This is a genomic window from Arthrobacter sp. P1_B4 (assembly GCF_056406555.1).
The window spans coordinates 1-3846 of record NZ_JBFTZW010000153.1 but is presented as its reverse complement, the minus strand read 5'-3'; the positions used below and the strand labels follow the sequence as shown (position 1 = coordinate 3846).

Sequence of the window (3846 nt, the reverse complement as noted above, 5' to 3'; positions counted from 1 at the left end):
CTGCGTGGGCCTCGGCGTGGACGTCACGATGGGCAACCAGATCGACACCCAGATCGGCAGCCTCGCCACGGTCACCTTTGGTGCGGCGTTCGAGGCCAGCTCCCGGCGGGCCGGGGAGCTCTCCAACTACCTGGACATGACGGACGACCTGCTCGGCGCCGTCCATGATTTTTAGCGGCTCCGCGAGCAGGTCGTCCGTCATGTCCAGGTAGTTGGAGAGCTCCCCGGCCCGCCGGGAGCTGGCCTCGAACGCCGCACCAAAGGTGACCGTGGCGAGGCTGCCGATCTGGGTGTCGATCTGGTTGCCCATCGTGACGTCCACGCCGAGGCCCACGCAGAGGCCGAGGATCTGCTGGGCTTCGGTGAAACCGCTGCGCGCAGTCTTAATGCAGATCGCGGTGCTGCCGCCGGAAAGCAATTCGCGGGAGACATCGCCCAGGGTGGGGACACTTTCGTCGCCCACGATCGGGATGCTCGAGCTCTGCACCAGCCGGCGCCGGCCCATCGCCTCGCCGGCATCGCACGGCTCCTCCAGCATGGACAGGCCCAGGCCTTCGGTCCTGCGCAGGACCTCCATGGCCTCGTTCGCCGTCCAGCCACGGTTGGCGTCGAGGTAGATCTCGGCGTCCTCGCCAAGGCCCTCCCGCAAAACATGGCAGGCCTCGACGTCGAGGGAGAGGGGCCGCCGCCCGGTCTTGAGCTTGAAGGTGTTGATGCCGTACTTTTCACGGAACCGCAGCGCTTCTTCCAGAAGCTCGGCGGCGGGCTTGAAGCCCAACATGTGCGAGACCCGCATGCTGTCGGTGAAGCCGCCCAGCAGTTTGTGCACCGGGGTGCCCAGCGAGATCCCGATGACATCCCAGAGCGCGATGTCCAGGGCCCCCTTGGCCGTGGGGTTGTTGACCGTGCGCCGGAGCAGCTGCTGGACCTTGGAGCGGTCCAGCGGGTCCAGCCCGATGAGTTGCGGGGCAAAGACCTTGGTCACCACCGAGACGATCGAATCCTGGGTTTCGCCGTAGGTGTAGGGCCGCGGCGGGGTGTCCGCGATACCGCAGATGCCGGTGTCCGTGTAGATCCGGACCAGCACGTGTTCCGCGGAAGTCACCTCGCCGCTGGCGAACTTCAGCGGCCGCGCGTAAGGAATGGCGTAGGGAATGGCCTCAATGCGGTCAATTTTCACGGGGTGGTTCCTTTGTTGCGGATGCGGGTTGTGACTGTGGCAGGGACTGGGCCGGCGACTCCGCGGGGCGAAGCGGGGGCTGTTGCTGGCCAGGACCCGATGTGGGAGGTAAATCGAAGAGCTGCAGGAAGCTGCGCAGCAGGGGTGTCTCAGCGTCGCGGATCCAGGCAACGGCGAGGTCGACCGGCGGCGGGTTATGCAACGGACGGAAGACGACACCCTGAAAGGAAAACATCCGGGAAGTCATCGGCACTAGGGCGATCCCCATCCCCGCCGCGACGAGCGAGAGCAGGGTGGAGGTTTCCCTGGCCTCCTGGACGAGCCGCGGCTGGAACCCGGCTTTGCGGCAGGCATCCACGACGATGCTGCTGACCGCGGAGTAGCTCGGATAACCGACGAAGTCCTGGCCGGCGAGCTCCGCCAGTTCCAGGGTGCCCTTTTCCGCCAGCGGCGAATCCGCCGGGAGTGCCGCGACCAGCTGATCCTGTTCGAGCAGTTTGAGGGCCACAGTTCCGGAACGGACTGGGGGTCGGAGGACGGCGACGTCGAGCCTTCCGTCCTCGAGTGCGGACTCCATCTGCGGCGTCAGCATTTCGCCCTGAACGGTGATGCGGAGCCCGGGAAAAGTGCGTCGGGCGGCCTGGACGATGCTGGGCATCAGCCGGTAGGTGGCTGTTCCGGTGAAGCCGACGCGGAGGACGCCAGTGGCACCTGCGCCGACCTGCCGGACGTCCTCCTCCAGAGCTTCCAGTTCCTGCATTAGCAGCCGTCCTCGATCCAACAGGACCTGTCCGGCTGGGGTGAGATCCACCTTGCGCGTAGTGCGCAGCAGCAAGGGTGTGCCGAGCTGTTCCTCCAGCTGCCGGATCTGTTGGGACAACGGCGGCTGGGCCATGTGCAGCCGCTGGGCTGCGCGGCCGAAGTGACGTTCCTCGGCCACTGCAATGAAGTACTTGAGGTGGCGCGTCTCCATAAGAAGCTCCCGGGCAGCTCGAAGCAGGCGATATGCCGTACTCCGACCAGCTTAGGAGGACGGATTAGTTAGGGGAAATACCTATTTCGGAGCTATTGGGACGTTTCGCATACCAATCTCCGCCTGTGGGCGGCCGGGCGCGGACAGGCAGGCCAGCGGCAAGGAGGGTTACATTCGCGATATGAGTGGAGGCTCTAAAGGATGAGAGTCTACGACGCGGCATAGAACGAGACGGAGCGGGTACTTTGGCATCGCTGGATGGACGAGGAGGACAAGTTCTTCGCCGCGGACAAAACGGGCCTCCGGGCTGACCTCACAATTCCTGGAAGCTGGGCCAGATGACACTAGCCCCTTCGGCCTGCGCGGCACTGAAACCGCCATTCCCAACTGTGAATTAACAGCCATTCTCAACGAACAGTCACAGCCTCCGCAGTGTCAGGCACTGTCCCACATCCTTGACACACCTCAGTCTCGCAAACGATCAATTACTGAGACAGCTTGGTCGTTCAGCCATGGGTTTCGAAAATCCCCGCCGCGAGACGGACGCTGCCCGTCTCGAAATGCCGTCCAAGAACAGGTAGTTCATAACTGAGAATTGGTCGGGATAAAGAGAATCTGGAGGCGGCGATGGCCGTGATCGGCTACGCGAGGGTTTCCACCACGGAACAGAACCTCGATCTGCAGCTCACAGCACTCAAGGCCGCCGGCGCAGCCAGGATATTTGCCGACGATGGAGTCAGCGGGTCCACGACGGAACGCCCTCAGCTGTCCAGGGCCTTGGACCGGCTGGAGGCCGGCGACGTACTCACCGTGTGGAAGCTTGACTGCTTGGGCCGCAACACCCGGCACGTTCTTGATCTTGTTGAGGACATCAGGGAGCGGGGAGCAGGTTTCCGGTCCCTGACCGAAGGGCTGGACACAACCGGACCCATGGGCACCGCCATGCTGACGATCATGGCCGCGTTTGCTCAGCTGGAGCGCGACACTATGATCGAACGCACCAGGGCTGGCCTCGCTGCGGCCGCGTCCAACAACCGCCACGGCGGAAGGCCCCGCAAGGTGGACGATGCTGCTGCTGCCCGAGCTAAAGAACTCAAAGGCAAAGGAATCAGTGCCTCCGACATCGGCAGGATGCTCGGAGTCTCCCGCGCCACGGTGTACCGATACCTTATATAGGCAACACGGAGAGCGGTCCCGACAACCCGGGGGTGACATCCACGCGGTCCGCCGCCGTACCGGAACTTGCACGTGTGACGGATCATTATGGCGGTACTTTTGGGCTAACTTAACGGACGATCAGATTACGCGGCATTCTGTGGATTCGGGTTGCGGGGTCAAGGATGCCCGCACTTTTGACGGCGACGGCGTTGATAAGACTGGCTGTGGCCTCGGTCAGTCTTTCGTCGAGTCGCGCAGCTTCATTCAATCTTTTGTGTACCGAACCCGGGGTAGATTTTGCTGCCTGGGTTCCTTCCGGGGGCCTCGCTCGTCTGGTCTGCCAGATCGGCAGCTTGTTCGATCGGCACTACGTGGATGCCCTCGGTATGCCCGAAAACCTGCCGGGTCTGCAAGCTGTCATCACGTAGAATCCACACTGCGCTGGAATTATTGGTCTTCGTTTCGATGACGGCTGCGAAGGTCGCACCGTCGTTGGGCCGGACCCACACGTGTTGTCCTGGCAGGAGGCCCGTCC

Annotated in this window: 4 protein-coding genes; 1 reads left to right on the top strand and 3 read right to left on the bottom strand. The window is 63.3% G+C overall.

The genetic code is table 11. The annotated features are described in order from the left end of the window. Both AC1D1W_RS20060 and AC1D1W_RS20055 read right to left on the bottom strand, forming a co-directional pair. Positions 1–1180 (bottom strand): enolase C-terminal domain-like protein (locus AC1D1W_RS20060; RefSeq protein ID WP_476944625.1); only part of this gene is annotated, 1180 nt, incomplete at its 3' end. Further along, entirely contained in the window at positions 1170–2153 is a 984-nt protein-coding gene (locus AC1D1W_RS20055; protein ID WP_476858161.1) for a LysR substrate-binding domain-containing protein, read from the bottom strand. The genes AC1D1W_RS20060 and AC1D1W_RS20055, both read right to left, overlap by 11 nt. 627 nt (positions 2154–2780) lie before the next feature. Between AC1D1W_RS20055 and AC1D1W_RS20050 the strand changes: the two genes are divergently transcribed. Continuing rightward, positions 2781–3329: a recombinase family protein gene (locus AC1D1W_RS20050; protein ID WP_476944624.1), complete on the top strand. Its 549-nt coding sequence runs from the start codon at positions 2781–2783 to the stop codon at positions 3327–3329. Between the two features lie 242 nt (positions 3330–3571). Here AC1D1W_RS20050 and AC1D1W_RS20045 read toward each other — a convergent pair. Continuing rightward, positions 3572–3846: hypothetical protein (locus tag AC1D1W_RS20045; protein WP_476944623.1), on the bottom strand; the 275-nt coding region annotated here is incomplete at its 5' end.

Bases quoted from the DNA above. Each gene is read 5' to 3' on its own strand.
- AC1D1W_RS20050 (WP_476944624.1), top strand. From the start codon at position 2,781: ATGGCCGTGATCGGCTACGCGAGGGTTTCCACCACGGAACAGAACCTC.
- AC1D1W_RS20055 (WP_476858161.1), bottom strand. From the start codon at position 2,153: ATGGAGACGCGCCACCTCAAGTACTTCATTGCAGTGGCCGAGGAACGT.